The sequence below is a fragment of the Nocardia sp. NPDC058058 genome (genome assembly GCF_042885355.1).
Lineage (GTDB): Bacteria > Actinomycetota > Actinomycetes > Mycobacteriales > Mycobacteriaceae > Nocardia.
In genome coordinates, this window is the sequence record NZ_JBHVSA010000001.1 from 1291721 (window position 1) to 1316105 (window position 24385).

At 65.9% G+C, this 24385-nt stretch carries 24 protein-coding genes and 1 pseudogene; 9 read left to right on the forward strand and 16 right to left on the reverse strand.

Annotated features, from left to right (window positions below; translation table 11 throughout):
* Positions 1–141 precede the first annotated feature (141 nt).
* Positions 142–612, forward strand: a complete 471-nt coding sequence (locus ACFVUS_RS05955; protein WP_387762039.1) for an NUDIX hydrolase — start codon at positions 142–144, stop codon at positions 610–612.
* Here ACFVUS_RS05955 and ACFVUS_RS05960 read toward each other — a convergent pair.
* The 4 genes from ACFVUS_RS05960 to ACFVUS_RS05975 all read right to left on the reverse strand — a co-directional run bounded on the left by ACFVUS_RS05960 (position 568) and on the right by ACFVUS_RS05975 (position 2731).
* Complete coding sequence (locus ACFVUS_RS05960; protein ID WP_387762040.1) at positions 568–912, reverse strand: transcriptional regulator; 345 nt, start codon at positions 910–912, stop codon at positions 568–570. The genes ACFVUS_RS05955 and ACFVUS_RS05960 overlap by 45 nt on opposite strands.
* The gene (locus ACFVUS_RS05965) at positions 909–1373 is read right to left on the reverse strand and encodes a hypothetical protein (protein ID WP_387762042.1); all 465 of its coding nucleotides are present in this window, start codon (positions 1371–1373) and stop codon (positions 909–911) included. Before ACFVUS_RS05965 ends, ACFVUS_RS05960 begins: the two co-directional genes overlap by 4 nt.
* 95 nt (positions 1374–1468) lie before the next feature.
* The gene (locus ACFVUS_RS05970; RefSeq protein WP_387762043.1) at positions 1469–1939 is read right to left on the reverse strand and encodes a GyrI-like domain-containing protein; all 471 of its coding nucleotides are present in this window, start codon (positions 1937–1939) and stop codon (positions 1469–1471) included.
* Between the two features lie 96 nt (positions 1940–2035).
* Complete coding sequence (locus ACFVUS_RS05975; protein ID WP_387762044.1) at positions 2036–2731, reverse strand: TetR/AcrR family transcriptional regulator; 696 nt, start codon at positions 2729–2731, stop codon at positions 2036–2038.
* A gap of 151 nt (positions 2732–2882) precedes the next feature.
* Between ACFVUS_RS05975 and ACFVUS_RS05980 the strand changes: the two genes are divergently transcribed.
* Complete coding sequence (locus ACFVUS_RS05980; protein ID WP_387762045.1) at positions 2883–3836, forward strand: NAD-dependent epimerase/dehydratase family protein; 954 nt, start codon at positions 2883–2885, stop codon at positions 3834–3836.
* Positions 3833–4564: a DUF4386 domain-containing protein gene (locus tag ACFVUS_RS05985; RefSeq protein ID WP_387762046.1), complete on the forward strand. Its 732-nt coding sequence runs from the start codon at positions 3833–3835 to the stop codon at positions 4562–4564. Before ACFVUS_RS05980 ends, ACFVUS_RS05985 begins: the two co-directional genes overlap by 4 nt.
* Here the strand turns inward: ACFVUS_RS05985 and ACFVUS_RS05990 are convergent.
* The 4 genes from ACFVUS_RS05990 to ACFVUS_RS06005 form a co-directional block, all read right to left on the reverse strand.
* Positions 4494–5141, reverse strand: coding sequence for a TetR/AcrR family transcriptional regulator (locus ACFVUS_RS05990; protein WP_387762047.1), 648 nt, complete (start codon positions 5139–5141; stop codon positions 4494–4496). The genes ACFVUS_RS05985 and ACFVUS_RS05990 overlap by 71 nt on opposite strands.
* 104 nt (positions 5142–5245) lie before the next feature.
* Entirely contained in the window at positions 5246–6625 is a 1380-nt protein-coding gene (locus tag ACFVUS_RS05995) for an ABC1 kinase family protein (RefSeq protein ID WP_387762048.1), read from the reverse strand.
* A gap of 66 nt (positions 6626–6691) precedes the next feature.
* Positions 6692–7648 carry a hypothetical protein gene (locus ACFVUS_RS06000; RefSeq protein ID WP_387762049.1) on the reverse strand — a complete coding sequence of 319 codons (957 nt, stop codon included), beginning with the start codon at positions 7646–7648 and terminating at the stop codon, positions 6692–6694.
* A gap of 6 nt (positions 7649–7654) precedes the next feature.
* Positions 7655–7873 carry a hypothetical protein gene (locus tag ACFVUS_RS06005; RefSeq protein WP_387762050.1) on the reverse strand — a complete coding sequence of 73 codons (219 nt, stop codon included), beginning with the start codon at positions 7871–7873 and terminating at the stop codon, positions 7655–7657.
* Between the two features lie 110 nt (positions 7874–7983).
* Between ACFVUS_RS06005 and ACFVUS_RS06010 the strand changes: the two genes are divergently transcribed.
* The gene (locus ACFVUS_RS06010) at positions 7984–8619 is read left to right on the forward strand and encodes a TetR/AcrR family transcriptional regulator (protein ID WP_387762051.1); all 636 of its coding nucleotides are present in this window, start codon (positions 7984–7986) and stop codon (positions 8617–8619) included.
* A gap of 28 nt (positions 8620–8647) precedes the next feature.
* On the opposite strand, the gene ACFVUS_RS06015 is transcribed toward ACFVUS_RS06010, so the two are convergent.
* Positions 8648–10285 carry a flavin-containing monooxygenase gene (locus ACFVUS_RS06015; RefSeq protein WP_387762052.1) on the reverse strand — a complete coding sequence of 546 codons (1638 nt, stop codon included), beginning with the start codon at positions 10283–10285 and terminating at the stop codon, positions 8648–8650.
* A 361-nt stretch (positions 10286–10646) separates the two neighbouring features.
* On the opposite strand from ACFVUS_RS06015, the gene ACFVUS_RS06020 reads away from it, so the two are divergent.
* Positions 10647–11354, forward strand: a complete 708-nt coding sequence (locus ACFVUS_RS06020) for a hypothetical protein (protein WP_387762053.1) — start codon at positions 10647–10649, stop codon at positions 11352–11354.
* Positions 11351–12892 carry a flavin-containing monooxygenase gene (locus ACFVUS_RS06025; protein ID WP_387762054.1) on the forward strand — a complete coding sequence of 514 codons (1542 nt, stop codon included), beginning with the start codon at positions 11351–11353 and terminating at the stop codon, positions 12890–12892. The genes ACFVUS_RS06020 and ACFVUS_RS06025 overlap by 4 nt, the downstream gene beginning before the upstream one ends.
* Here the strand turns inward: ACFVUS_RS06025 and ACFVUS_RS06030 are convergent.
* On the reverse strand, positions 12862–13836 hold the full coding sequence (locus ACFVUS_RS06030; RefSeq protein WP_387762055.1) for a helix-turn-helix domain-containing protein: 975 nt from the start codon (positions 13834–13836) through the stop codon (positions 12862–12864). The two genes, ACFVUS_RS06025 and ACFVUS_RS06030, sit on opposite strands and share 31 nt — an antisense overlap.
* A 357-nt stretch (positions 13837–14193) precedes the next feature.
* On the opposite strand from ACFVUS_RS06030, the gene ACFVUS_RS06035 reads away from it, so the two are divergent.
* On the forward strand, positions 14194–15246 hold the full coding sequence (locus ACFVUS_RS06035) for a hypothetical protein (protein ID WP_387762056.1): 1053 nt from the start codon (positions 14194–14196) through the stop codon (positions 15244–15246).
* 579 nt (positions 15247–15825) lie between these two features.
* Here ACFVUS_RS06035 and ACFVUS_RS06040 read toward each other — a convergent pair.
* Positions 15826–16128: a hypothetical protein gene (locus tag ACFVUS_RS06040; protein WP_387762057.1), complete on the reverse strand. Its 303-nt coding sequence runs from the start codon at positions 16126–16128 to the stop codon at positions 15826–15828.
* A 17-nt stretch (positions 16129–16145) separates the two neighbouring features.
* Complete coding sequence (locus ACFVUS_RS06045) at positions 16146–16538, reverse strand: polymorphic toxin type 50 domain-containing protein (RefSeq protein ID WP_387762058.1); 393 nt, start codon at positions 16536–16538, stop codon at positions 16146–16148.
* A 106-nt stretch (positions 16539–16644) separates the two neighbouring features.
* On the opposite strand from ACFVUS_RS06045, the gene ACFVUS_RS06050 reads away from it, so the two are divergent.
* On the forward strand, positions 16645–17187 hold the full coding sequence (locus ACFVUS_RS06050) for a hypothetical protein (protein WP_387762059.1): 543 nt from the start codon (positions 16645–16647) through the stop codon (positions 17185–17187).
* 223 nt (positions 17188–17410) lie between these two features.
* Here ACFVUS_RS06050 and ACFVUS_RS06055 read toward each other — a convergent pair whose 3' ends face one another.
* The 4 genes and pseudogenes from ACFVUS_RS06055 to ACFVUS_RS06070 all read right to left on the reverse strand — a co-directional run bounded on the left by ACFVUS_RS06055 (position 17411) and on the right by ACFVUS_RS06070 (position 21162).
* A complete protein-coding gene (locus tag ACFVUS_RS06055; RefSeq protein WP_387762060.1) occupies positions 17411–17689 on the reverse strand; it encodes a hypothetical protein in 279 nt (92 codons plus the stop codon).
* Between the two features lie 65 nt (positions 17690–17754).
* A pseudogene (locus tag ACFVUS_RS06060) lies at positions 17755–18419 on the reverse strand (MspA family porin).
* 411 nt (positions 18420–18830) lie between these two features.
* Complete coding sequence (locus ACFVUS_RS06065; RefSeq protein WP_387762061.1) at positions 18831–20243, reverse strand: NlpC/P60 family protein; 1413 nt, start codon at positions 20241–20243, stop codon at positions 18831–18833.
* 355 nt (positions 20244–20598) lie between these two features.
* Entirely contained in the window at positions 20599–21162 is a 564-nt protein-coding gene (locus ACFVUS_RS06070; protein ID WP_387762062.1) for a DUF6676 family protein, read from the reverse strand.
* Positions 21163–21419: 257 nt separating this feature from the next.
* Here ACFVUS_RS06070 and ACFVUS_RS06075 point away from each other — a divergent pair, with 257 nt between their 5' ends.
* Positions 21420–24212 carry an aconitate hydratase gene (locus tag ACFVUS_RS06075; RefSeq protein WP_387762063.1) on the forward strand — a complete coding sequence of 931 codons (2793 nt, stop codon included), beginning with the start codon at positions 21420–21422 and terminating at the stop codon, positions 24210–24212.
* The last annotated feature ends 173 nt before the right edge of the window (positions 24213–24385 follow it).

Consider the following 24385-nt stretch of genomic DNA (forward strand, 5'->3'; position numbering starts at 1 on the left):
CTTTAAACTTTTCGGCGCACCCGCCCGTACTGCGGAGATGCGCCGAAAGTCCGGATCTGCTTGGGTTCCAGTGGTTTTCCAGCGGTAGCGTAGAAACTGTGCCGGTCGATGGAGTCCGGCGGTACGGGATGTGGGTGCGAAGTGTGGGATTTCGAGGTTTCTCCCCGGCAGTCGATCGGCGGATCGGTGCTGACCGAACTACAGGCGAAAGCCGAGACCGATGCGGTGGCTTTGCGCATCGGCGTCGTGCTGGAGAACAACGGCGCCGTGCTGTTGCTGGAGCGCGTTGAATACGTGGCGGGCCGCCGGCCGCTGAACCTACCCGGCACCACGGTACGCCCCGGCGAAGCGCTGGCGGCCGCCGTGGCGCGCGCGGTGCTCGAGGAGACCGGGCTCACGGTCACCGACATCACGGCGCACCTCGGCAGTTTCGACTATCTGGACAATGCCGGAAAGCCGGTCCGGCGCGAACATTTCGCGGTCGAGGTGGCCAATGTGGGTCCGATTCGGCTGACCAATTACGGCGGTTACCAATGGCTTCCGCTCGATGGCGAACTGCCGGTCACCTCATCGATCCAGCGCATCCTCGCCGCCTACGGCGAATTGCGCTGAGTCATCCGGAGCCACCCCGGCCACGATCTCGCGCAATGCGGCGATGTGGCCGAGGAAGGCCTCCCGCCCCGCGTCGGTGAGCCGGGCGCGCACCTTGCGGCGACTGCCGTCCAGGCGCCGCTCGGTCCCGACGTAGCCCGCCTCTTCCAGGGTCGCGAGCTGCTTGGACAGCGCCGAATCCGAGAGCCCGAGCCGGTCCTTGAGGAAGGCGAATTCCGCCCAATCCGCCGCCGCCAGGGTCGCCACCAGCGATAGCCGGGTGCTGGGATGAATCAGTTCGTCGAACCGCGCCTCGGTCATGCGCGCGCCCAGCGACGCAGCACGCGCAGCAGCTCCGGCCCGCCGAATCCGATGATCGCCGCGACCATCACCGCGGCCCAGATACCCGGATGCGCATCCCCGTCGGCGTCCAGCGAGAGTGCCAAACCTATTGTCACGCAGACGAATCCGATCAGCATGGCGATGACGACGAGCGGCGTGCGCCGCCCGGCCACCGCCGCCGACACCTGTACGCCGCCGGTGCGTCGCCGTCCGTCGAGCAGCCGCGAGGCCACGAACGAATGCCCCGCACCGAAGGCCAGCGTCGCGGCGATCACCAGCCACTGCGGGCCGAGATCGCCGATCACGCCCAGTACGACCCAGCCCGCGGCCATTCCCCACCAGTACGCGCGCGGCAATCCGACCTCGTCGGCCACCTGACGCCGTGCCCGCTCGGCCGCCTCGAGGGCGGCGCGAGCCTGATCCGGTGCAACGTTTTCCATGACTCCCTACTTTCCCATCAGGAAAGTAGAGTCCCACTTTCCCAATAGGAAAGTCAAGGGTCGGCGGGCACGCGTGTCGGCCGCGCCACCGGCCCTCACTCGGCGATGGGCCAATTCAGTTCCGTGCGAAGGTCATTCGGGTCCATATCCGGCGACGGCTCGGTGACGTACACCTCCCAGCGCACATCCGCGCCGGTGAGCCCCTGACTCTCGACCCAGGCCACCAACCGTCCCCAGGACGCACCGAGCCCGTCGAATCCACCCACGTGCACCAGCCGGGCGACCCGGCCGCCGGGCAGCGACCCGGCGAATACCGCGCCATCGGATTCGACCGCGCCGTCGACGGCGAATCCCACCTCGACATCGATCGGATCCCCGACCGCTCCGCGATACAGCCCGAACGCGGGACCGGCGATCCCCACCCGCTGTGCGGCGACCGTCTTCGCCAGCGCACCGAAGGAGGCGTCATAGAAATCGCGCAGACCGGCCATGGGCACGACCGCGCGCACGGCGGCCGTGACAGCGGGATCTAGGGTGACGAGTTCGGGAGCGGGTACAGCGGTCATGATTCTCCTCCGTGGTGAATGGACGTGCTCAACACTTGCGACGGAATCGAGGCGCGAAATTCATCGGTCACCGGGACCATGTTCGACATCGCGTGATCAGGCGGGCAACCCGATCAGATCGGCCATGAGGTTCATCTGATGATCGAAGTAGTCCGCGACGGCGTTGATCGTGCCACCGAGCCGCCCGAAAATCTCGAACGTGACCAGGCCGAAAAGCTGTGTCCAGCCGAGGAATACGCGATCGAGCACCTCCTCGGGCAGTCCCGAACCCTGTTCGTCGATGAGGACGCGGAGGTCACCGCGCACGGTATCGGGCAGTTGGGTCGCGAACACCGGCGGTGCCAACAGACCCTCGGCCTCCGCCGCGGCCGCGATCTCCGCGAGCAGCAGGACCACGGTGGCGGCGGGCACGATGGTGTCGCGCGGTGCGTCATAACCCGGGATGGGACTGCCGTAGAGCAGGCCGTATTCGGCGGGGTTGGCGCTCGCCCAGTCACGGACCGCCACGCATACGGCGAGCCAGCGCGCGCGATGATCGCCGGGCGGTAGGGCCGCGCACGCCGCCGTGGCCGCGGCTCCGAGCGATTCGTAGCTCTCCAGAATGAGCGCGGTCAACAGATCGTCGCGGCTGGGGAAATACCGATACAGGGCCGAGGCGACGATGCCCATATCTCGGGCGACACCGCGCAGCGAGAGCCCCGCACCGTCCGTGGCCAGCCGCTTACGGGCGGCGACCTTGATTTCCTCGATCATTTCGGTGCGCACACGCGCGCGCAGGGAAGCGGCGGACATCCCCGCAGTATAGAGAACGGTCGACGAGTTAGAGAACAGTAGATGGTTACAAGAACAGTGTTCTTGACTCGGAACACCGTGGCCGACTACCGTCGAAGCACATCGAGAACAGTGTTCTCGGAGCAGCCTCCCCAACCGGATCGAGCACCTCATGCCCCTGCACATCGTCATCGGAGCGGGTCCCGTCGGCACCGCCACCGCACTTCGACTCGCGACCGGCGGGGAACGGGTCCGCCTGCTCACCCGCCACGGTTCCGGACCCGACCACCCGGGCATCACCCGCATCGCGGCCGATGCCACCGACGCGGCGGCGCTGGCCGGCCACTGCGCGGGCGCGAGCGCGGTGTACCAGTGCGCACAACCGGCCTATCACCGCTGGCCGCAAGAGTTTCCGGCATTGCACCGCGCGGTGCTCACCGCCGCCGAAAGCTCCGATGCGGTGCTGGTCACCGTCGGAAACCTGTACGGCTACGGCGAATTCACCGGCCCGGTCGCCGAAGACCAGCCCATGCGACCGAATTCGGTGAAGGGCCGGGTGCGCGCCGATATGTGGGCCGAGCAGCTGGCCGCACACGAGGCGGGCCGCATCCGTACCGCCGAGGTACGCGGCTCCGACTACCTCGGCCCGCACGCGGTGTCGGCGGCCACCACCCTGCTGCTCCCGGCGATCCTGTCCGGCCGCCGCGCCCTGGTCCCCGCCGATCTGGACGCGCCGCACACCTGGACGGCCACCACCGATGTGGCCCGGCTGCTGATCGCGGTCGCCGCGGACGAAAACGCCTGGGGCAGAGCGTGGCACGTGCCGTCGGCTCCCCCGCTCTCGGTGCGCGCTCTCGCCGATCTGCTGGCGAAGGTCGCGGGCGCGTCACCCGCCAAGGTCATGCGCATGCCCGCGATTGCGCTCCGGGCCGCGGGCCTCTTCGTTCCGGCCGCCCGTGAGCTGCGGGAATTGCGGTATCAGTTCGATCGCCCGTTCATCATGGATTCAGGTTCCGCGACAAGGCATTTCGATCTGAACGCGACCCCGATCGAGGAGAGCCTGCGCGAGACCGTCGAGGCTTTCCGCGGCGAGGCCGCCGAGCAAGGATTGGAGCGGCGGCGATGACCACTTCGACATCTCCCGCGCGGACCGCGGTGCCGATCGTCGCGGCCGTGCTGAGCATGAACGCCGGGTTCATCGGCCTGGGCGCGGTATTCGACTATCCGAAGGTGCTGGCACGTCCGAGCGCGGAGGTCCTGGCACTGTTCCGGGCACAGGAAACCGCCGTCGTGTCCTGGTTCGCGCTCCTGGCGCTCGGCGCGGCACTGTTCATCCCCATCGCCATCCTGGTCGGCCGCCTGGACGATTCCCCGCGCATGCGCTGGGCGGTACGCATCGGCATAGCGGCGGGCGTCGTCCAGGCGATCGGTCTGCTGCGCTGGCCACTACTGGTGCCGACGCTGGCCGACCGCGCCACCCACGCGGCCGAGAACTCTTCGGCGACACGCCAATTCGAGATCGCCAACCTGGTACTCGGCTCAACGCTCGGCGAAACCTGCGGCTACGCGTTGACCGCCGCCTGGACCCTGCTCGTGGCAACAGTGCTGTCGCGCAACGGTTTTCCGCGCTGGTTCACCGTCTCGGGCATAGCCGCGGCGGTTCTCATCCTCACCGGCATCGCCGCACCCTGGCATATCCCGGGCGCACAGCAGCTCAATTTCCTCGGCTATGTGCTGTGGAGCCTCTGGATGCTGGCGCTGGTCGGATTCGCTCTGCGGGGCATCACTCCGCGTTCTCGCCCGCACCAATCGCCGCGCCGAGTCGCTGCAACCAGAATTCGATTGTCGCGGTGAGGATACTGCTGGATCGGCCGGGCGGGGTCAGCCCGGTCACGCTGCCGGCCGCCAGGCCGATACCGGCGGCGAGCACGCCGTGCACCCCGTCCTCCAGCAGCTCCCCGGCTTCGGCCGCGTGCTCGGGCAGATGATCCAGAATCAGCACCCGGCCCGAATCCACCAGGCGCTCACACGCTTCGACCGCGCGCGCCTGCTGCGCCGGATCGCGCAGCACGCTGATGCCGTATTCGGCGGCCAGAATCAGCGGCGCGTTATCGGTGATCAGCTGTTTGTCCCACCAGGTGGCGATGGCATCGAGGCGCTGTTCCAGCGAGCCGTCGGTGGCCGCGATCGTATTGGCCAGGCGCGACATTCGCGTGGTCGCCCAGCTGCGCAGCACCTCGAGGCAGAGCGCCTCCTTGCTGTCGAAATTGCTGTAGACCGCGCCGATGGTGCGACCGGCCTCGGCGGCGATCGCGGCCAGGGAGGTGGCGTGGTAACCATCGGCGTAGAACAGGCGTTCGGCGGCCTCGATCAGCTCTTCCCGCGTCTGCGCCTGGCTTTCGGCCCGGGTCAGCACCTTTCGAGCGGCCACACTTCCTCCGTTGTCAGTCCTGGGCGGGTGGGAATACCGCGCATTCCAGGTACCGACATTATCCGGATTTGTGCAATTGGCCAACGCCATGTGTCCCGCCGCGTTCACCGGTCCTTTCCGGCGCTCGCCCGCCGGGCCAGCGTGCGACCGATATCGGTGACCGGCTCATCGCCGTAGACCCACTCCCGGGCGATGCGATGCCAATTCCGGGTGGCGACCAGCTGCCCCAGAATTCCGAAGGTCAGAAAGTCGGCGCGCCGGGAGAACACATGCTCGGGCGGCAGCATCTGATGCCGCATCCCGCTGAACTCGGTCATTCTCGGATCCACCGCGGACAGCAGCGCCCCGGTGGCGAGATCGGGGGTGACGGTGAGCTCCTGATCGGCCAGATTCCATTCCGATGCGGCCCAGAGGTATTCCAGGCATTCCGCCGGATCCACCCCGGCCGCCGGATCGACGATGCCGCGCGCCACCAACAGGGCATACAGATCATCCGCGCGACGCTCGACCGCGGCCCGCGCGACGCGGCGCTCGAATTCGATATCGGCGGGGCTCATCCGGTTGTAGAGGCCGAAATCGATGAATCCGACGCGTCCGTCGGGCGCGAGCAGCACATTGCCCGGATGCGGATCACCGCAGAACTCGCCGCGTTCGAACAGCGAGCCGATGTAGAAGCGGTAGATCACCTCGCCGATGTGGTCTCGATCGGCATCGGGCAGAGATTGCATGTGCCCGAACGGTTTCGACGGCAGGAACTCGGTGACCAGAACCCGATCCGAGCAGTGCTCGAGCACGCTGTCCGGTACCACGATGTACGGATGCCCGCGATAGTGCGCGGCCACCAGTCGCTGCGTGCGCGCCTCGCGCCCGTAGTCGAGTTCGGCCTCCAGATTCCGGGTGATCTCGTCGATCAACGCGCTGCTCGAGAGCGCGGGCCACATGGACTGCCCCAGTTTCACGAACAGCGCGAGATTGCGCAGATCGGATCTGACCGCCTTCTCCACGCCCGGATACTGCACCTTGACCGCGACCTCGCGCCCGTCGCGAAGTACCGCCCGATACACCTGGCCGATGGATGCCGACGCGATCGGCTCCTCGTCGAAATCCCGGAATACCTTTGCGAGCGAACCGTATTCGCTCTCGAGCACACCGCGCATACCGGAGAACGGCACCACCGGGGCCTGATCGCGCAGCAGCGCCAACTTGGCGCGGAACCGCTCCCGATGCGATTCCGGCACCAGATCCAGGTCGATCACCGAGAGCATCTGGCCGAGTTTCATGGCCGCGCCCTTCATATTGCCCAGCACGTCGACCAGTTGTTCGGCGCTGTCCAGGGTGGAACGGCGGGACAGCACCTCGCGGGCGTGTTCCGAACGGCCGATCATGGACAGCCGGGCCGTCGCACCGCGTGCGGCCTGTCCGGCCGCCAGCATGCCGAGCTTGCGACCCCGGGCCACCCGGCCTTTCGGAACCCGCTTGACCATCGGCATCTCCTCGAATCCTGCTGTCGGTCTTTCCTGCCGCGATGCTCGGCGCATGCGGAGCGGCTGTCAATTGTGCAATGTGCCGGTATGCGGTTCGGGCGCGCACACGATCAGTCGCCGTACCGCCGCCGCACGGCGTTCGGTGGTGGCGGCCTGTTCCAGCATCCCGGTGTCCGGCAGGCCCGGTGCGGCCGCCAGCACCCGCACGGTCTCATCGGGCAGATATCCGATGACATCGAGCAGTTCCGCGGTGGCCCCGGCGGCGACGGCCAGCTCGCACAGTCGCGAAACGCCCTCGGCGTCTTGGGATTCGAAGAGCATCGCGGTCATCGGAGCGGCGAATTCGGCATCCACCCTGGCCAGCAGGGACAGTGCCGCCACCAGCACGTCCGGCTTCCCGGAGCCGCCCAGTGCCACCACGCGCGCCCGGCGCTCGGGTGACACCGTCCGCAGAATGCTGTTCAGGACTTCGGTGCGCGAGACCATCGCACCGGTGAGCACGATGGCCTCGTCATCCTGGACATGCCTCTCGAAGGCTCGGATCAAATCGTCGGTGGCATGTTCGACGAACCGTGCGGCGGTGATGTAGTCGCGACGGCGCAGCAATTCATCGGCGGCCGGAATCAGCAGTGCGAAAGGTAATTTCGGCGCGAAGAAGGGAATCACGCGCGGGTCCACATAGGGTGCGGCATCGGCCAGATAACCCGGCGGCATCCGGCTCATCAGCCCGGCGGCGCGGTGCTGATGGTCCATGCCGATCGCACCACCGCCGCGTCCGGCGACCTCGGCCGGAATCGCCTTGACCGCCACCGTGGCGGCGACCGCGTCCGGGACCAGTGGGGCCAGTTTGCTCACGCGAGCGAAAACCGCTGCCAGCGAATCGAACAGCGAGTCGGAGATGCGCGTGCGCAGCGCCTCGACCTGGTCCGCGCCCAGTCGTTCCAGACCGCTCACGGCCGCGGGCTCGACATCGAGTAGTTGCGCCAGCATCGTGATCTGGGCGCGAGTCACCAAGTCGGCCATCACTTCTCACTTTCCGAACAGAATCGAACGGGCCGGGATGCGCAGGAAGCGCGGCAGTACCTTCATGGCGTCGTCGATCGCCCGATCGAGACCGTGGCGCTGCGCGGTTCGGGCCCGTCGCAACAACTCCAGCAACTGTTCGGATTCGGCCGCGGTCAGTGCCGCCAGCACGTCATCGTCGGGTCCCCCCAGTGCGGCCCGCAGTGCGGCATGGGAATCCTGCACCGGCGCACCCCCTTTCCGCTCGATCAGCCTGGCGGCTGAAATAGCATCACTATTCACATAGCAGTATTATACCGATAGCGAGTGGCGTCAACCGGGAAGACGGTGGGATCGTGGGTGATCGAAAGGTGTTGACGCGGGCCGAAAGTCAGGCCCGAACCAGGGAGAATCTGCTCGACGCCGCCGAAGAGCTGTTCTTCACCCAGGGGTATCACGCCACCTCGATCGCGGCCATCGCCGCGGCGGCCGGGCGCACCATCGGCGCGCTGTACAGCAATTTCGACAATAAGGAAGCACTCTGCCTGGCGGTGATCCAGCGCGGGCTCACCCGGGAAGTCGGCAAGCTCATGCCCGCGCTCATCGCCGCGCCGGATGACGCGCATACCCGCATGGACGTGCTGACGCGGTGGTGGGCGCGATCGTCGGCGAACAATCCACTGCTGGCCCTGGGCGCGGAATATCTGATCAGCATCCTGCGGGACGCGCGGCAACGCGCGACCACCGCACAGGCCGTCGAACGGCTCGTCGCCGCCGGCCGCGTACTACTGGAAGACTTTCTGCCCGAAGATATTACGACCACCGGACCGGGATCGGAGGCGGCGGTCCGGGCCATCGTCGCCACCGGCGCGGGCCTGGCGATCGGCAGCGCCGCCGAGGTGATCACCGCCGAGGAATCCGCGCAATTGCTCGGCGATACCGTCGAGCTCTGGATTCGGCGATTGCGCGACACCCTTCAAGCGCGGGATTGAAGGGCGTCGCGCCCGAACGCAGTAACTCCTACTCCGCCGCCGCGCGGGCGGGTTCGGGCACCGTGCCACTGCCACCGTCGACGGAATCCGCTGCGGCGGTGCCGGATACGGACCGGAAGGTGTAATCCTGTTCCGGGTCGAAGCGCTCGCTGTGATCCCACAGCGAATCCCGGAAGCCCCGGGACGGGCGCAGAATCGGAGCCTCACCCCGGTCGTTGAAGAAGTAGCTCCGCACCTGATGCCGCTTGAACTGCCGTTCGACCAGGTACTCCTGCGCCACCTGCGTGAAGGGACTGCTCGTCATCATCTCGTGCCATCCATCGTGCGCCCGCTGGGTCACCTCGGCGACCTGCGCGCCCTGATCCCGGGCAGCGGCGATGACCCGGGCCGCATGCAGTGCGGAGCTTTCCATCATGCTCACCCACGTCACACCGTTCCACCCGTAGGGACCGTAGAGGAACCAGCGGTTCGGCAGTTTCGGAATCGTCACCCCGGCGTACGCCTGCATTCCGTTGGCGCGGTAGAACTCTCCCAAATCGAACCCGTCCCGGCCGCGGACCGCGCCGATCGGGAACGCCTCCGGATCCGAGGCGACATTGAATCCGGTGGCGAGCACGACCATGTCGTAGTCGCGATTCACGCCGTCGGTGGTGCGAATGCCGGTTTCGGTGAAGCGTTCGATGGGGGTGGTAACCAAGGTGCCGTTGTCCCGGCTGAAGGTTTGCAGGAACCCGCGGCCGAAGGTCGGCATATTGGCCATCAGACCGTGCCGGGGTACCAGGGCGCGGCGCGCATCGCGATCGGTCACCTGCACCTTCAGGTACAGCCCGTACGCCACCCGCAGCACACTCTCGAGGCCGGTGATCAGCGCCATCGCCGCCCGTTTGGGAAGGCGTTCGGCCCCGACGACGATGGCCTGGTACACATACCAATTCGCCATATAGGCCGCGGTGTGGAAGCGCGGTGAGCGCATCAGGCGCCGGCCGATGCGGCCGAAAGCGAAGTCCGGCTTGGGAAAACACCACGTCGCGGTGCGCTGATAGACATCGAGCTGTGCCACGTCCGGAACGATCGACGGCACGATCTGCATGGAGCTGGCGCCGGTGCCGATGACCGCGACGCGCTTACCGCGATAGTCGTAGGAGTGATCCCATCCGGCGGAGAGCATCACCTTGCCGGTGTAGCGATCCACATCGGGGATGCCGGAGTTCGACCGCGGTTCGAGGAAGAATCCGGTCGCGTTGAGCACGTAGCGGGCGGTCAAGGTTTCGCCGCCGGTCAAATGCAGTGTCCAGAAACCGTTTTCGTCATCCCACACCTCGCGTTCGACCGAGACGCCGAAGCGCGCGCGGTCGTACAGCCCGTGCTCGCGTGCGACGCGCTGGCAGTACTCGCGTACCTCGTCACCGGGCGCGAACACCCGTGACCAGCGGTTCGGCGCGAAGGTGAATTCGTACGAGGTGGAGGGCACATCGAGTGCGACGCCCGGATAGGTGTTCGCGATCCAGGTGCCGCTGAAATCGCTTCTGCGGTCCAGGATTACGAAGTCGTCGATACCCGCTCGCCGCAGCTGGCAGCCGGCGGCGATACCGCCCACGCCCGCCCCGATGACCGCGGCTTCGACATCGGGGACCGCTCCCGCTCTTTTTCTGGTGTTAGACGCCAATGTCCTGACTTCCTGATCGACCTTCGCCCATCGCCCGGTGGATCCCGAGGCGAGGAGCCTGCCGCACGGGCGCTCACACCGCCCGAATTTTTGAAATAGTACAACTATCCGAATAGTCAATCAATCCGTATCTCATCGCTATCCGCCATGCGCATAGCCTCGCCTGCGTGCAACACCCTTGTGATGTCATCACTATCCAGATAATCTCGATATCCAGTGACCCGGATGGCCGTCGAGAGCCTCGGGGTCCTCGGAGGAGAGATCTGCAATGTCGCAAACCTTTACCCGCCGATCGCCAGTCAGTCAGCACGCGACGGCCCCACCGGGAAACGCACGGCCACTGGACCGAATCGCACTGTCATTGACCGAACCCGCGACCATCAGAGGGTGGTACGGACTCGTCATCGCGATATGCCTCGGGATGATCGCGGTGACCCTGGTACTGCTCATCCGGGTCATGCCGGAGGGTTCGGATATCGCGGGCACCGTCGAGTTCTACGACAAATACAACGGGCTGCTGCGCGGGGTCGCGGCACTGCTGGCCGTGGTGTTCCTGGTCGGCGCGATCTGGTCCGGGGCGTTCATCGGCACGCTCTGGGCCGCGGACACCAGCCGCAATCGGGTCTACACCTGGTCCGCGATCTTCAGCGAGGTGCTGGTGCTCGGCCTGTTCTTCGCGGAGGCCGGGATCTTCGCGGGCACCGTACTGCTCTCCGGGCACGCACCCGATTCGATCGTGCACGCCCTGCATGTCGTGGTGCTCGTGTCCGCGGCGATGCTGGGACCGGTGTGGATTCCGTTCGCGCTGGCGGCACTGCTCATTTCACGCCGCACGGGACTGTTTCCGACCTGGCTGAACACGGTGTGCGTGGTGGTGATCGTGATCGACCTGTGCACTCTCACAGGCGTTTTCACCCTTTCCGGTCCACTCAATGGCGAGAACGGGCTGATCGGCGCGTTCGCGGGGGTCCTCAGTCCGGTCGTATGGGTCGGCGGCGTGGTGGCCTGGGAAGTCGTGGAGTGGGCGCGGTACCGGACCGATCTCAACAGTGGAGTTGACGCGAAATGACTACAGACAGAGAACATCCGCAGTACGAGGTCGCCGTCATCGGCGCGGGACCCGGCGGTATCGCGGCCGGGGCGAAACTGCGCATGAGCGGAATCGACGACATCGTCATCCTCGAGCGTGCCGATGATGTCGGCGGCAGCTGGCACGAGAATCAATATCCGGGTATCGCCGTGGACGTGCCGTCGACCACGTACCAGTATTCGTTCGCGCGAAATCCCAACTGGTCCAGGTTCTTCGCCCACGGGCCGGAGGTCAAGCGGTATCACGCCGAAATCGCGCGCCGGTACGGACTGTACGAGAAGACCCGCTTCAATTCCGATGTGGTGCGCGAGATTTGGGATGACGAGGGGAAGTTCTGGGCGCTGCATCTCCAGGACGGGTCGATCGTGACGGCGAGATTCCTGATCAGCGCGATCGGGGCGTTCGTCCGGCCCAAGGACGATGTCGGCATCGCGGGCGCGAGCTCGTTCCAGGGCAAGGTCCAGCGCCCGACGGACTGGGATTACGGCTACGACATGGCGGGCAAGGCCGTGGGCATTATCGGCACCGGGGCGAGCGCGGTGCAGATCGTGCCCGCCATCGCACCGGAAGTGGGGACGCTGACGGTCTTTCAGCGCACCCCGGTCTGGTCGGTGCCGAAACCGGATTTCGTGGTGCCCAAGGCGATGCAGGCCGCGCTCGCGGTGCCCGGTGTCTCCGCGACGATCAACGGTGTCGCCTTCGTCGTGGTGGATCTGTTGCTGCGCATGGTGTCCCGGTCGCCGATGCGGCTGTTCCGGCCCGTCGCGAACACATTCGACGCGTGGATGATCGCCGGGTATCGCTGGTACGTGCGGCAGGTGGTCGACGATCCCGATACCGCGGCGAAGCTGAGCCCCGGTTTCGGCGTGCTGGCCAAGCGCCCGACCATGTCCACCGGATATCTGCCCGCCTACAACCGGGATAACGTCACCCTGATCACCGACCCGATCGCCGAGATCACCCCCACCGGTGTGCTGACCGGAGACGGTGTCCTGCACCAGCTCGACGCCCTCATCCTCGCCACCGGTTACGAGGTCTTCTCCGACCCCGAAACCTATATCCCCGGCACCGTCATCGGTCGCAACGGCTTCGATCTGGCCAAGTTCTACCGCGAGGAAGGCCTCCAGGCCTACCAGAGCGTCTCGGTCCCAGGCCTCCCCAACCGCTGGACCCTGGTCGGCCCCTACTCCTGGAGCGGCACCAGCTGGCACGCCTTCGTCGAAACCACCGCCGACCACGCCATCCGCGCGATTCGCGAAACCCGTTCCCGCGGTGCGGAAGTCTGCGAGGTTCGAGAGGAAGCTGCCGCCGCCTACCACCGCGAGATCCACCGGCAAGCCGAAGGCGTCCGCTACTACCTCTGCGAACTCAACGCCCACGTCCCCACCTACTACCGGAACTCCCAGGGCGACAGCACCTATATCCGCCCGGAGAGCTTCTTCACCGCCCGCCGCCGAACCCGGCAGTTCCCCCTCGACGACTACCGTTACGAGACAGTCGATTCCGTATCGATCTGAGGCAGCGTGCCGAGAATCTGCGCGCGCATCCGAGCCGGAGTCTGCCCGTAGTGCTCGCGATAGGCTTCGCGGAATCTGCGCGTACTCGGAAAACCTTCCTCGAAAGCTATCCGGTCCATATCGATCGGTAGCGCGACCGACAGGCGCCGATGCGCACGCTCCACTCGGATCGTGCGCAAAAGCACACCGGGCGAAGGGTATCCGGAGCTTTTCAGCACCTTGTACAGCGTCCGTTCACCGATGCCCAGCATCGCGGCAATGGCTTCGGGCGTCACCCGGGGATCATGTGCGTGATCCTCGATCAGCCGTCGCGCGCGTTCGACGTCCAGCGCGCGCCGACCGGATCCGATACCCGGCGACGGATTCAACGCACCGTCGAGCAGGGTCAGCGCAGCGGTGCAGGCAACGCTGAAATCCGCTGCCGTCCAACCCTCTTCCTCGACCAGCATGCGCACCTGACTTCGCAGCGCCCGCACCAGTGGACGCGTATCGTCCAGTGCGAGCGGCCCGCCCTCGGCACGTGCCGAATCGACCGAACGCTCCGGCACGGTCAGGATCAGCGCGCTGATCGTCTCACTGTGCCTCATCCAGAGCGGCTGCCCCCAATGGAAGAAACACACCCGTCCCGGTTCGAAGATCTCCCGGGATTCCCCTTGTTCGAACGTGAATCGCCCCTGCAGCGGTATCAGCAGGCGATAGCTATTGTCGCCGTCGCACCGCACATCTCGCCGCGACCGCTGGTGATCGAGCGCACCCGAGGTGAACCGCACCACCTGGAATTGCCCGGCGTTCTGCGCGTAGGCCTGCGAATTGAACTCCCCCGCACCGAATCCCAGCCCCACCGAGCCCTGCCGCTGCCGCAGGTACTCACTCCACGATCCCGCCGGATCCGCTTCATCGGTCGAAAACCGCTCCGACAGATACTCCGTACCGTTCTCCCGCACGCGCGGGAGCATAGCGGGCAGAAAACGACCGCGAATGGGCAGGAAAACGGTAGAACCGCCGAGACGACGGAACCTAGTGTTCGAGAAGCGCTTTCGATACCGGACGACATCCGGGTGTCAGCGAGACGGCGCTCGGCCTCCAGGTAGGAGGGGAAGGCCGAGGGATGGCCGAACATGTGTGCCCGTCCGTGCCATTCGGACGGGCACACCTCTTTGGCGTGGGAAACCATAGCTCCCCGCCGGTCACCGGGAATTTGTCGGAGCTGTTCGAAAGTATCGTCGTATCCTCGGTTTGACCGGGAACGCGCGGTGACCGCGTGGCTTCGAATCGAATGGGGGTGGTGCGGTGTGACCCGCATGGGGATATCACGGATCACCGAGGCGGTGGAGCGCGGGAAGCAGGACCGCGAGACCGTGGCGTTCACCGTCGAGATGGTGCGGCGTTCGGCGAAGGTGGTGCCGGGCCTCGACCCGACGCTCGCGGGATTGCTGCGATTGCTGGCGAAGCGCCTGTCCGAACAGGGGCAGCATGAGCAAGCCCTGGCCGCCGTCGACGAGTCGGTGCGGATCGCCCGTCGCGAAAAGGCCACGTGGAGTGCGCGTTTCGATATTCAGCTGGTGTGGTCGCTGGCCGTGCGGGCCGATATCCTGGACAGCCTCGGCCGCGGGCGCGAAGCAGTGGCCGCGGGCCGAGAAGCGGTGGCATCGTGCCGATATGGGCTCTCCGACGAACCGCGCCTGTTCGGACCCGCCCTGGTGGTCGCGCTGGACACCGTGGCCAGATCTCTCGGCGATATCGGTGAACCACTCGAGGCATTGGAATTCGGCGAGGAACTCGTACAGATCCTGCGCCGCCTGACAACTCGACGACCGCAGTATGACCGCGCCCTCGGCGCCGCCCTGCACCAGAACGGCGTCTACTTCGCCGGAGCCGGACAACACGCGGACGCTCTACGCGCCACCGACGAGGCCATCCAGGTGTTCCAGCGTCTCCGGGATCAGGAACCGGGCTCGTACACAGCCCAATTGCGGGTGGCGACCGACAACCGCGACATATTCCTGAACCGCCTGGCCGGATCCGGCCACGTAATCCTGGGCCCCTACCCCCTCTGCCGGTACTGCGAACAAACCAACGGCGGCCTGATCGCAGTGCGCCACCGGCAAATTCACATCCGAGCCGCAGACCGCGAGTCCTGCGTCGACCACAAACTCACCGACATCATCACCACCCTCTGGAACCGCGGCTGCGACACCAGATCCTCCTGCCAGGACGAGAACGGCCGAGCAATGGTGACACCGGCGGCAGGCCACGCCGACCTGGCCGTGAACATCTTGGCGGACATGGGCATTCACACCGACGAAGTAGACGGACTCGTGTACTTCACCCTGCCCCCGGAGACGAAGTCCTGACATTCGACAGCCCGCCGGCTGTAGGTTCTCACCGAACTTGGCAATCGCCTCTCCTCCGACCTGCTTGTTCGACCCAATTTCTCACTGACTTGTCCGACGGGATTCTCACCGACATGTCAATTTCCTCGACGTTCTTCCCAGCTCACGCAACTCGGTGATCGCCAAGAGCACAGGGCAAGACGTCGGGTACAAACCAACCACTCCGCCCACGAACACCCATGAGCGGTACCGAAATACACTCTGGTGCCGCGTCATTCGATTTATCCAGGGTGGAGACGTGCGCACATTCCACGAAATCGGCACCGCGCCGGCGCACGGTCCGCGCACCGAGGTGAGCCATCGCGCACCCCCCGACTCGGTGATCGGACCACAGGAGCCGCATGAACCAGGCTCGCGCCTTGGGGGCGCAGGGGGCGGCCGACGGGCCGACCACGTCGCCGCACAATGCGTTGTGGCCACGGTGCTCTCGCATTTCGCGGTCTCGCCCTGCTGAGGACGTCAGGCGGTCAGCGTGACATCCGCGCGTCGGTGGGTCCGAGTGCGTCCCAGCCCACCGATCGCATTCGGTCGCCGCGATTATCAGGGTTCTTTCCGGTGAAAGACCGGTTCCCAGCCCGGTGGCATCTGTATCTTTTCCGGGTGGTTCACGGTGGTCCATTCCTCGACGATATTCAGGTCGTTGAAGCTCGCGATGGTTTCGCCACCGATGTCGTGTATCGAGTCGATGTCATCGGCCGATGGAACTCCGTCGATGATGAAATGTAGATGGAGGGTGCCTTCTTCGACTTTGAAGTAGATGGCACGAAATGATGGGGACACTTCTCCGAGGAGTGCGCGGTTTATGGCAAGAACCACACTACCGCGTTCTGGTTCGTTATTCATCGCAACCTTTCCGATATTCACGGAGCCGCAGGAACAATATGCTCACCGGTGCTGGAATAGATGATCATCCCCTTGGTCGTAGGAGAGTATTGTCCAGTTTTATCATTATAATACTGCCCGATCACCTTTTCGAAATCCACGCGTTCTTTAGAACCCGGTGTGGGTATGTCGAACCTCGGTGTGACCTGCTGCCCTGTGCCGCAGTACTTATCGAGCAGGCCTTGCGGGTCGGGATCGGTCCATATGCTCTTTCCGGGCTCATAGTTGTTGGTTCCGGGGATATGCTTGTCTTGTTTTCCCTGATGCAATCTGGGTGCGTACGGCGATACCGTGGTGTCGAAATCGCTTTGAACGCGATTCTCGCCACGACCGTCGGTCCATGTGGTGACGACAGTTTGTTTGATGCGCACGGTCGAGCCTGATCGCACTCCTTCAATTCGGGCGGGATAGAGACCGGGTCCCGATTGTATGGCGTCGACGTGTTGATATTGGCCATCAACCCAAACATCGTATCCGGTGGATCTCGATATCGAACCCGGAGGGCCAACCTCTTCGCGGTTGATTATTATCGCGCCCGTGTCCGAACCGGATTTCGAAGGCACGAAACGGACCACGCCGTCGGAGATGACGGGCGATGTCGAGGATTGTTTGGGGACCACGTCGGCGCGGGTGGATGGAAACAGAATCGTCGTGTTCGCCACCGACGGTTGTGGTGCGCCGTTCGGGGACGCCGGTGTCCGCTGGATGGGGACGGCGGGACCGCCGGCGACTGCGCCCCCGCTGCTTCTGGCGGGCGAGCGGGTCGCTCGTGAGGCGAACGCTGTCGCCCCGACCACGGTCAACGCGATCAGGCGCGGATCCACACTGCCCGAGCCCGACGGTGATGGCGGGGCAGCCGATTCGGGTGACGGTGCCGGTACAGCGGTGATGACCGCGGGTGGTGCGCCCGGCTCGGATGCTGATGGCACTGGGACGGTACCGGGACTCGGCGCCGCCGGCGGGTCGATCTCGATTCTCGGCAGCGGCGCGGGTGCGGGCGCGAGTTGTGCGGGGCGCTGATTGCCGGGCAGTACCGTTTCCTCGGCGCCGGGCACGGGGAGTGCGGTAGTGGGCAGTTGGCTACCCGGCAGGACGGGGGTCTCCGCCCCCCGGGACCGGCACGATAGGTATTCCGCACACGGCACAGCCTGTGCCGGCGCGGCGGTGAGCGCGCCGAATCCGACACCGAGCCCGGTCGCGGCAGTGGCGAGCACCAACGCGGACAACCGCGCGCGGCGGCCGGTCATCGTCGGCTCCAGCGATCCTTGGCCTGTTCTCGCAGGGTGTCGATGCCCCACCAGGTGAGCCGCCCGGCGATGGACATGTACAGGAAGAACGCCAGATACACCAGGATCGCGCCGTAGTCGTCGGCCCAGCCGGGCATCCGGTTCAACGTCGCGAACGCCGTAATTAGCAGAAGCAGTCCCAGTGCCAGAGCACCCGAGGCGACAGCTGCGGGATTCAACGGCTCCGGTGCTGATCCGGTGTGCCGGTGGGCGTTATCGGTGGTGGTATCGGTCATCGTCGATCTCCTCGAGAAGGCATAGAGCAACGGCTGACGAGCGGCCAGCGGGGCGAAGTACGCGGTCACAGCCAGATGGGGTCGCCGTACACGGTGACGGAGTTGTCCGCGGTCGGTGTCGAGATCCGGGCTGTCACATAGGAGCGCAAGGTGACCGGCCCATGCAGGCATCGATCTTCACTTCGACCTGATCGGTGGTGATCGACGCGCGAGGACCGGCGAGGGGTTTGCTGCCGAAGTCGATACTCGCGATCGACCCGGGTTTGAGGGTGGTGGAGATGTTGGGGTTGATCGAGGCCTGCCCACCGATATTGAGAGCAGGTGGGTAGGAGATCGTGAGCGAGGCGTTAGGGCCGATGGAGAAACCCATCCCCAACGTGAGGCCACTGGAGACGTCGACCTGGCACCCGATCTGATATCCGAGAGTCACCGTCCCTGCGGAGATCGGTTGTGTTCCGGTTCCGTTGACCTCAGCGACAGCCTTGAGCGCGACGAATCCTTCGCGGGTGAACATGGTGGCGGCCAGGTTCGGGTACCGGTCGAGGGTTTCGCTGGTCTTGGTGACCGAGAGCGCCCAGCCGTCGTCGGTGTCCACGACCCGGTTCTTGTCCGGCACGGTATCGGCACCGGCCGTGGCCGAGCACAGTGCCAGTGCCAGTGCCAGTACGACGGCAGTAGCCGAGGCGGTGAGCGCGGTGGTGAGTACGGTGCGCGTGGTGGCGGTGGTCATGGATTCACCCAGCTCCTTGATGGTTACGGCATCGATGCGGCAACCAGAGCTGTAAATCCTCTGTAAACGGAACCGGCATGCCTGTAGCACCTGGTTGTAAACCCTTGTCAAACCTGGGTTTACACAGTTCGGAGCCCTTAAAGAGGAGCGGAATCGCTCTCGTGATCTGCAGCACTGTGACAGCGCGACCTCTGGTAATCCGGCACCCAGGCATTCGGAAGCGCCGAACTATCGCGCACATTGAATGGCTCGGCAACTATGTAGTGAACCGGATCGATTCGGGGCCGGCACAACGGCCACGGCGGCGATCGGTTCGGTGTCCCGGTCACATCGTCGCTCTTACCGGCACTGCTGGCCGTTAACAGGGTGACGTGGCGCTTGCTCTCGCAGGGACCACGTCAGGCCGCGCCGTCAGGAGATTATGCGGACCGCGTAGGGCATGATGCCGTCTTCTCGGACGGCGGAGACGCGGACTACGTCGCCGGATTGGGGGGCTTCGATCATTTTGCCGTCGCCGATGTAGAGGGCTACGTGTTGGGAGCCGCCGGGGCCCCAGAAGAGCATGTCGCCGCGTTCGCGGTCGGAGACGGGGACGCGGGAGCCCATGGTGTATTGGTAGCCGCTGTAGTGCGGGAGGGAGACGCCTACGCCGGCGAAGGCGTAGATCATCAGGCCGGAGCAGTCGAAGCCGGTTTTGTTGTAGTCGCCGTAACGGTCGGCGGTGCCGCCGTCGCGGATGCCGAGGGTGGCGCCGTCCTCATCGCCGCCGCCCCAGGCGTATTCGACGCCGAGTTGGGCCATGGCACGGTCGACCACGGTTTCGACCAGGCTGGAGCGCGCGCCGCTGGGGCGGGTGAGGGTGTAGCGGGGTGGGGGCGGGGAGTTGCCCAGTTGGGTGTGCGGGCGGTGGCCCGACGCGGCAAGGGAGGCAAGGTCATTGGCGGAGCGGTCGGCGTTGACGCGGGCTCCGGCGGCGACCGCGGCGGCGCGGGCGGCGGCTTCGTCCCTGCGGCGCTGATCATCCCAGGCCAGGTAGGCGTCGCGCTGGCCCTGTAGGCCCGCGACCTGGGAGCGGGCCGCGTCCAGTCGCTGCTGGGCCGAATCACGCTGTCCCAGCAGGGTATTGCGTTGCGCGGCCTGCCGGTCGAATTCGGATTGCGCGGCGGCGACGGCGTTCTGGGCGTCGGTCTTCTTCGTCTCGGCGTCCGCGGCGGCGGCATCGGCGGCCTGCTGCGCCTGTTTGGCGGCGGAGGTCTTGTTCGCCTGATCGACCTGGGCGCGGCGCAGGCCCCCGACCACTTGCTGCTGGGTCTGCGAGGCGATGGTCAGCACCTGCGCGCGGGCGAGCGCGATCTCCGGGCTCGGCGCGGCCATGTAATTGATCAGCGAGGTGGAGCCGGGCCGCATGTAGACCTGGGCCACGTACTTGTCGAATTGCCGGTGCGCGTCCCCCACCTGCACCCCGGCATCGGTGAGCTCGCGCTGGCAGCCCGCGACCGCCTGGGCCGCGGTATCGGCGGCGGTGCGCGCGATCTGCAGGTCCACGAGCGCCTTGTTGACCGCTTCGCGGCGCGCGGCGACGGCATCGTCGAGCAGTTGCAGTTGCTGTTCGGCGGTGGCGACCTGATTGATCAGCGCACCCACCTCGCCGACGGTGGCGTCGACGTCCGCACCCGCCTGGGCGATCTCACTATCGCTGGGATTGGGCGGTGGCGGCGGGGTGGCATGGCCGGTGGTCACGCCGACCATCACCACGATCATCGCCGCCAGCAATTCCGTGGCGACTCGAACCGGGCGCACGTGTCGTTTCGCCGGTTTTCGCATCGCACCTCCCTGGTTCCCGATCTGGCCCCGGGGGAACACCTCACGAGTCTCATTGAGCATTCCCCTACCACTGGAAACTCGAGACTCGCCTGACACTTCTTCCCCAACAGCGTCGTTGCGAAACCGTACGACACTTCAGCCACAGGGTGAATCAGCCACGCGGGAATGACTTGGCGGCAATTCAGACGTTGCCAGCCATTAGCCGGTTTGGGCTGGGATTACCGCACGACCCGGCAGCCGACCGGCCGGAAAACCTTCCGGCCGTCAGCGACGCACCAGCGAATGAGACTGGGCCCTGGCTCGAGTCGGCCACGCGGCACGATCGAACACAGAGCCCAGATAAGAGGGAAAGGAATCAGGCGACAGGGGTGCGCGGACGCTCCGGCGCGGGCACCGGCGGCTTGCCGGCGGTAGCCCGCTTGACCTTCACCGCGTACAGCCCGCCGATCATCGCGACCAGCGCGATCACCGCGACCAGCGTGATCACGGTCCAGGACACCGTCTCGGGCTGCTCGAGCCGATCCACGAACGCCTGCGCGGCATCGGTGGTGTGGTCGGGCCCGCGATATTTGGACTTGTCCTCGGCCCATTCCAGCCGCGCCCGCGCGAAACTGTCGCTGAAGGTGCCGACCCAGTCGTCGCTGAACACCACCACGGTGCCGTGCTGACTCTGACCCACCTCGGTCGCCAGATCGCGCAGATTCGCCTCGATGCCCGGGTTGCCCTGCACCACAACGATGTTCAGATCGATGCCGTGCTCGCGCGCGTCAGCGGCGATGGCGGCGAGCGCATCCTGCTTGCGATCCTTGGGTGCGGCGACATGATTGTCGGCCAAATCGAGCAGGATCGACTTCAGGTCTGTATTGGGCGGTAGTTCCGCCTTCATAGGCGTGAAAACCGAGGCGCGCGGAACGGTCACGAACGCACAGTACTGGACTACATGTCTCATCACCGCACCGCGGCACGCCGTAAGCTGCGACTGTCCCGCTGAATGAACCTCGCACCACCGCGGCGCAGGACCCGGGTGAACAGCTCCGGGCCGCTCGGGGACCTCCCCGATGCGCTCACAGGACAAGCGTACTGTTAGGGTGAAGTACGGACGAGGCCTGCGCCTCGACGAGCCACCGGCACAGCCCCGCCGATGGCCCTCCCATTCACAGACGAGTGGAGCTGACAGTGACGAGTATTGATTCCTTCGGCGCCAAGGGCACCCTCGAGGTCGGAAGCAACTCCTACGAGATCTTCCGCCTCGCGGCCGTACCCGGCACCGAGAAGCTGCCCTACGCCCTCAAGGTTCTCGCCGAGAACCTTCTCCGCACCGAAGACGGCGCGAACATCACCGCGGACCACGTCCGCGCGCTCGCGAACTGGGACCCCAACGCCCAGCCCGACACCGAGATCCAGTTCACCCCGGCCCGCGTGATCATGCAGGACTTCACCGGTGTGCCCTGCATCGTCGACCTCGCCACCATGCGTGAGGCCGTCACCACCCTCGGCGGCGATCCGAGCAAGGTGAACCCGCTCTCCCCCGCCGATATGGTCATCGACCACTCGGTCATCCTCGACGTGTTCGGCACCGCCGACGCGCTCGAGCGCAACGTCGACCTGGAGTACCAGCGCAACGGCGAGCGCTACCAGTTCCTGCGCTGGGGTCAGGGCGCGTTCGACGACTTCAAGGTCGTCCCGCCGGGCGTCGGCATCGTGCACCAGGTGAACATCGAATACCTGGCCCCCACGGTCATGGTCCGCAACGGCCAGGCCTACCCCGACACCTGTGTCGGCACCGACTCGCACACCACCATGGTCAACGGCCTGGGCGTGCTGGGCTGGGGCGTCGGCGGTATCGAGGCCGAGGCCGCCATGCTGGGCCAGCCGGTCTCCATGCTGATCCCGCGCGTCGTCGGCTTCAAGCTGACCGGTGAGATCAAGCCGGGCGTCACCGCCACCGACGTGGTGCTCACCGTCACCGACATGCTGCGCAAGCACGGCGTGGTCGGCAAGTTCGTGGAGTTCTACGGCAAGGGCGTCGCCGAGGTTCCGCTGGCGAACCGCGCCACCCTGGGCAATATGAGCCCCGAATTCGGTTCCACCGCAGCGATCTTCCCGATCGATGAGGAGACCATCAACTACCTGCGCCTCACCGGCCGCAGCGATGAGCAGCTCGCGCTCGTCGAGGCGTACGCCAAGGAACAGGGCCTCTGGCACGACGCCGACAACGAGCCCGCGTACTCGGAGTACCTGGAGCTGGACCTGAGCACCGTGGTGCCGTCCATCGCCGGCCCGAAGCGCCCGCAGGACCGAATCCTGCTGTCGGACAGCAAGAACGCGTTCCGCAAGGACATCCGCACCTACACCAACGATCCGGTCCCGCACACCGCGCTGGACGAGGCGATCGAGGAGTCCTTCCCGGCCAGCGATCCGGTCGCCTCCGGTACCGCGTCCGATGACAACAGCGTCGAGTCCGCCGCCAATGGCAATGCGGGCCGTCCGTCCAAGCCGGTCAAGGTCTCCGATCCCGAGCGCGGTGACTTCGTGCTCGATCACGGTGCCGTCGTGGTCGCGGGCATCACCTCCTGCACCAACACCTCGAACCCGTCGGTCATGATCGGTGCGGCGCTGCTGGCCCGCAACGCGGTCGAGAAGGGCCTCGCGTCCAAGCCGTGGGTCAAGACCAATATGGCCCCGGGCTCGCAGGTCGTCTCGGATTACTACGAGAAGGCCGGCCTGTGGCCGTACCTGGAGAAGCTGGGCTTCTACGTCGGCGGTTACGGCTGCACCACCTGCATCGGTAACACCGGCCCGCTGCCCGAGCAGATCTCGGCCGCGATCAACGACAACGACCTCTCGGTCACCGCGGTGCTCTCGGGCAACCGTAACTTCGAGGGTCGTATCTCCCCCGACGTGAAGATGAACTACCTGGCCTCCCCGCCGCTGGTCATCGCGTACGCGCTCGCGGGCACCATGGACTTCGACTTCGAGGTCGACGCCCTGGGTCAGGACACCGACGGCAACGATGTCTTCCTGAAGGACATCTGGCCGTCCCCGCAGGAGATCGACGACACCATCAAGTCGGCGATCAGCCGGGACATGTTCACCAAGTCCTACGCCACCGTCTTCGACGGCGATCAGCGCTGGCAGGGTCTGAACACCCCCGAGGGCGACACCTTCGCGTGGGACGAGAAGTCGACCTACGTCCGCAAGGCGCCGTACTTCGACGGCATGTCGATGGACCCGAGCCCGGTCACCGATATCAAGGGCGCTCGCGTGCTCGCGCTGCTGGGCGATTCGGTCACCACCGACCACATCTCCCCCGCCGGTCCGATCAAGCCGGGCACCCCGGCCGCGCAGTACCTGGACTCGCACGGTGTGGAGCGCAAGGACTACAACTCGCTGGGTTCGCGTCGTGGCAACCACGAGGTGATGATTCGCGGCACCTTCGCGAACATCCGACTGCGCAACCAGCTGCTGGACGATGTCTCGGGCGGTTACACCCGTGACTTCACCCAGGACGGCGGCCCGCAGGCCTTCATCTACGACGCCTCGCAGAACTACCAGGCCGCGGGCATCCCGCTGGTCGTGCTGGGCGGCAAAGAATACGGGTCCGGCTCGTCTCGTGACTGGGCCGCCAAGGGCACCAGCCTGCTGGGCGTCAAGGCCGTCATCACCGAATCGTTCGAGCGCATCCACCGCTCCAACCTGATCGGCATGGGCGTTGTGCCGCTGCAGTTCCCGGTCGGCGAGTCCGCCGCGTCGCTGGGCCTGGACGGCACCGAAACCTTCGATATCGAGGGGATCACCAAGCTGAACGAGGGTGTGACTCCGAAGACCATGAAGGTGACCGCCACCAAGACCGACGGCACCAAGGTCGAGTTCGACGCTGTCGTGCGCATCGATACCCCCGGTGAGGCGGATTACTACCGCAACGGTGGCATCCTGCAGTTCGTGCTGCGGAACATGATCCGCGGCTAGTTCGGCTCCGCACGACTCGGCTGGGAAGGGCTGTTTCACGGCCGAGTCGTGGTGGCGGGCAACGGTTTTCCGTGATCCCGCCGCGCGGTCCGCAAGGGCCGCTTCGCTCGTCGCTAGTGCGGGATTTCCGCACCGGTCGTTCATGATCGGTGTGGAGATCCCGCACATCCCGT

Bases quoted from the DNA above. Each gene is read 5' to 3' on its own strand.
- ACFVUS_RS06055 (WP_387762060.1), bottom strand. From the start codon at position 17,689: ATGACCGATACCACCACCGATAACGCCCACCGGCACACCGGATCAGCA.
- ACFVUS_RS06000 (WP_387762049.1), bottom strand. From the start codon at position 7,648: ATGGCCGACTTGGTGACTCGCGCCCAGATCACGATGCTGGCGCAACTA.
- ACFVUS_RS05995 (WP_387762048.1), bottom strand. From the start codon at position 6,625: ATGGTCAAGCGGGTTCCGAAAGGCCGGGTGGCCCGGGGTCGCAAGCTC.
- ACFVUS_RS05975 (WP_387762044.1), bottom strand. From the start codon at position 2,731: ATGTCCGCCGCTTCCCTGCGCGCGCGTGTGCGCACCGAAATGATCGAG.
- ACFVUS_RS05970 (WP_387762043.1), bottom strand. From the start codon at position 1,939: ATGACCGCTGTACCCGCTCCCGAACTCGTCACCCTAGATCCCGCTGTC.
- ACFVUS_RS05965 (WP_387762042.1), bottom strand. From the start codon at position 1,373: ATGGAAAACGTTGCACCGGATCAGGCTCGCGCCGCCCTCGAGGCGGCC.
- ACFVUS_RS05985 (WP_387762046.1), top strand. From the start codon at position 3,833: ATGACCACTTCGACATCTCCCGCGCGGACCGCGGTGCCGATCGTCGCG.
- ACFVUS_RS06035 (WP_387762056.1), top strand. From the start codon at position 14,194: ATGGGGATATCACGGATCACCGAGGCGGTGGAGCGCGGGAAGCAGGAC.
- ACFVUS_RS05960 (WP_387762040.1), bottom strand. From the start codon at position 912: ATGACCGAGGCGCGGTTCGACGAACTGATTCATCCCAGCACCCGGCTA.
- ACFVUS_RS06040 (WP_387762057.1), bottom strand. From the start codon at position 16,128: ATGAATAACGAACCAGAACGCGGTAGTGTGGTTCTTGCCATAAACCGC.
- ACFVUS_RS06065 (WP_387762061.1), bottom strand. From the start codon at position 20,243: ATGCGAAAACCGGCGAAACGACACGTGCGCCCGGTTCGAGTCGCCACG.
- ACFVUS_RS06025 (WP_387762054.1), top strand. From the start codon at position 11,351: ATGACTACAGACAGAGAACATCCGCAGTACGAGGTCGCCGTCATCGGC.
- ACFVUS_RS05980 (WP_387762045.1), top strand. From the start codon at position 2,883: ATGCCCCTGCACATCGTCATCGGAGCGGGTCCCGTCGGCACCGCCACC.